The 3,479-nt window shown below is 65.0% G+C and carries 3 protein-coding genes; all 3 read left to right on the top strand.

The genetic code is table 11. The features are described 5' to 3' along the window. The coding region (locus AC1Q9M_RS25495; RefSeq protein WP_492436428.1) for a branched-chain amino acid ABC transporter permease at positions 1 to 827 on the top strand (827 nt) is incomplete at its 5' end. A 35-nt stretch (positions 828 to 862) separates the two neighbouring features. Then, positions 863 to 1,927, top strand: a complete 1,065-nt coding sequence (locus AC1Q9M_RS25490) for a branched-chain amino acid ABC transporter permease (protein ID WP_444686592.1) — start codon at positions 863 to 865, stop codon at positions 1,925 to 1,927. 112 nt (positions 1,928 to 2,039) lie between these two features. Further along, complete coding sequence (locus tag AC1Q9M_RS25485; protein WP_382325610.1) at positions 2,040 to 3,317, top strand: ABC transporter substrate-binding protein; 1,278 nt, start codon at positions 2,040 to 2,042, stop codon at positions 3,315 to 3,317. Positions 3,318 to 3,479: the final 162 nt, after the last annotated feature.

Genomic DNA, 3,479 nt, shown 5'->3' with positions numbered 1-3,479 from the left:
TCAACTTCGCCCAGGGCGCCATGGTGCTCTTCGCCGCCCTGGCCATGGCCCGCTTCTCCGAGTGGATCCCCCTGTGGCTGGGCATCGAGAGCAAGTGGCTGGGCAATCTGTTGGCCTTGGCCACCGTCGTGCTGCTGATGGTGGTCGTGGCGCAACTCATCGAGATGGGCGTCTTGCGCCATCTCGTCAACCAGGACGGCATCACCTTGCTGATGGCCACGCTCGGCATCAGCTACTTCCTGGATGGCCTGGCCCAGCTGGTGTTCGGCAGCAGCACCTACAAGATCGATGTCGGCATGCCCAAGGATCCGATCATCGTGCTCGAGAGCACCTTCCAGGGCGGGCTGTTGCTGAGCCTGGAAGACCTGTATGCCGCCGCCATTGCCGCCATGCTGGTGGCCTTGCTCACCCTGTTCTTCCAGAAGACGGGCACCGGCCGGGCCCTGCGCGCCGTGGCCGACGACCATCAGGCCGCGCAGTCCATCGGCATCCCGCTCAACCGCATCTGGGTCATCGTCTGGTCGGTGGGCGGCCTCGTGGCGCTGGTGGCCGGGATCATCTGGGGCTCCAAGCTCGGTGTGCAGTACTCCATCTCGCTGGTGGCGCTCAAGGCCTTGCCGGTGGTGATCCTGGGCGGCCTCACCTCCGTGCCCGGCGCCATCGTGGGCGGTTTGATCATCGGTGTGGGCGAGAAGCTCTCGGAGATCTACATCGGCCCCATGGTGGGTGGCGGGATCGAGAACTGGTTCGCCTACGTGCTGGCGCTGCTCTTCCTGCTGGTCCGCCCCCAGGGCCTCTTCGGCGACAAGATCATCGATCGCGTCTGACCCCTTCCCCCGACACACGCACAAGGACACGCACCATGTTTTACCGGGAGAACGGTCAGTTCAAGACCTCCTACCGCGCCGATCAGCAGATCTTCACGGTGGCACAGGACCGGCTCGCCATCGGTCTGCTCGCCGTGCTCGCTTTTGTGGCCATCCCCCTGCTGGCCAGCGACTACGCCTTCCGCGCCGTGCTCATACCCTTCCTGATCCTCTCGCTCGCGGCCTTGGGCGTGAACATCCTGGTCGGTTACTGCGGCCAGATCTCGCTGGGCACGGGGGCCTTCATGGCGGTGGGGGCCTATGCGGCGTACAACCTCCAGGTCCGCATCGAAGGCCTGCCCCTGTTGCTCGCGCTGATCGGCGGTGGGCTGTGCGCCATGGCCCTGGGCATCGTGTTCGGCATCCCCAGCCTTCGCATCCGTGGCCTGTACCTGGCCGTGGCCACGCTGGCGGCCCAGTTCTTCGTGGACTGGTTCGTCAACCGCGCGGCCTGGGTCACCAACCACTCGACATCGGGACTGGTGAGCATCCGGTCCCTCGATTTTCTCGGCATGGCGCTGGACACGCCCGCCCGCAAGTACCTGCTCTGCCTCACGTTGCTGGTGGTGCTCGGCCTGATGGCCAAGAACCTGGTGCGCAGCGCCAAGGGCCGCGAGTGGATGGCGATCCGCGACATGGACGTGGCCGCCGCCGTCATCGGCATCCGGCCGGTGAGCGCCAAGCTCAGCGCGTTCGCGGTCAGCAGCTTCATCGTCGGTGTGGCCGGCGCGCTCTGGGGATTCGTCCATCTGGGGGCCTGGGAACCCGCGGCTTTCGGCATCGACAAGTCGTTCCAGCTGCTCTTCATGGTGATCATCGGCGGCCTGGGCTCCATCGTCGGCGCCCCCATGGGCGCGGCCTTCATCGTCCTGCTGCCGCTGGTCCTCAACCATGTGCCCCATTGGCTGGGATTGCCGATTTCCACCGGCACCGCCGCCTTCCTGGAACACATGATTTTTGGCGCGCTGATTGTCGTTTTCCTCATCGCCGAACCCCATGGGCTGGCCCGCCTGTGGTCGACCGCGCGCCAGAAGCTGCGGCTGTGGCCCTTTCCTCATTGACCGCGCAACGCCCTCGCCTTCTTCCGTTCCCCAACCCCTTGAACCTTTCAGGAGACCAGCCATGAAGACCCACACCCCTTCTTCGTTCGCCCGCGTCGCCGCCCTGGCGGCCATGAGTCTGACGTCCTTCTTGCCGCTCGCGGCAAGCGCACAGGCGTCCGAACAATTCATCCCATTGCTCGTCTACCGCACCGGCCAGTTCGCGCCGCTCGGCATCCCATGGGCCGACGGCAAGCAGGACTACCTCAAGCTGATCAACGCCCGCGATGGGGGTGTCAACGGCGTGAAACTCGTGTTCGAGGAGTGCGAAACCGCCTACGACGCGGCCAAAGGCGTGGAATGCTACGACCGCCTGAAGGCCAAGGGCTCCGGCGCTTCCGGCTTCGACCCTCAGTCCACCGGCATCACCTTCGCCGTCACGGACAAGGCCCTCACCGACAAAGTCGCCATCCAGACCATGGGCTACGGGCTCTCGCAATCGGTGGACGGCACGGTGTTCGAGTGGAACTTCCCTCTGCTGGGCACCTACTGGACGGCCACCGACATCATCCTGCAGGACATCGCCCGCAAGGAAAAAGGCAACCTCAAAGGCAAGAAGATCGCCCTGGTCTACCACGACTCGCCCTATGGCAAGGAGCCGATCCCGCTGCTGCAGAAGCTGGCCGCCCAGGACGGCTTCGACCTCTCCCTCTTCCCCGTCACGCCGCCCGGCGTCGAACAGAAGTCCGCCTGGCTGCAGATCCGCCAGCAGCGTCCCGATTACGTTCTGTTCTGGAGCGCGGGGGTCATGACGCCGGCCGGCATCCGCGAGGCCCAGGCCAGCGGGTTCCCACGCGACAAGTTGTATGGCGTCTGGTGGGCCGGCTCCGACCACGATGTCAAGGACATCGGCGAAGGCGCCAAGGGCTACAACGCCGTCACCATCCACAACAGCGCGGCACGGGACAAGGTCCACGATGAGCTCAAGAAACTCGTCTACGACAAGGGCATGGGCACCGCGAAGGACGATGGTGAGGTGGGCGTCATGGCGCACACGCGCGGCATGATGATCGCGATGCTTCAGGTCGAGGCCATCCGCGCCGCCCAGGAGAAGTTCGGCAAGGGCAAGACCATGACACCCGAGCAGGTGCGCTGGGGCTTTGAAAACCTGGATCTCACCGAGGCCAGGCTCAAGACGCTCGGCTTCGGCGAGATCATGCGGCCCGTCAAGACCTCTTGCAGCAACCACATGGGCGCCGCCTGGGGACGCATCGCCCAATGGGATGGCGCCAAGTGGGCCGTGAAATCCGACTGGTACGAAGCTCGCAAGGCCAATCTGGACCCCTTGGTGAAGGAGCACGCCGCCAAGTACGCCAAGGACAAGAACATCACGCCCCGCAGTTGCAACTGAACACCGCTTCAGCGACCAAGACATGCGCCCTTCCGACTCCACCCGCGCCGGGCCTCAGGCCACCGCATCCGTCGATGCGGTGGTGCTCAACGTCAACGGCATCGAGGTCATCTACAACCACGTCATCCTGGTGCTCAAGGGCGTCTCGCTGCAGGTGCCCCA

This window comes from Hydrogenophaga sp. GW823-FHT04C09 (genome assembly GCF_058796355.1).
The sequence above is the reverse complement of the archived record's forward strand: the minus strand, read 5'-3'. Positions and strand labels throughout refer to the sequence as shown.

Coding starts and splice junctions, on each gene's coding strand:
- AC1Q9M_RS25490 (WP_444686592.1), top strand. CDS start 863: ATGTTTTACCGGGAGAACGGTCAGTTCAAGACCTCCTACCGCGCCGAT.
- AC1Q9M_RS25485 (WP_382325610.1), top strand. CDS start 2,040: ATGAGTCTGACGTCCTTCTTGCCGCTCGCGGCAAGCGCACAGGCGTCC.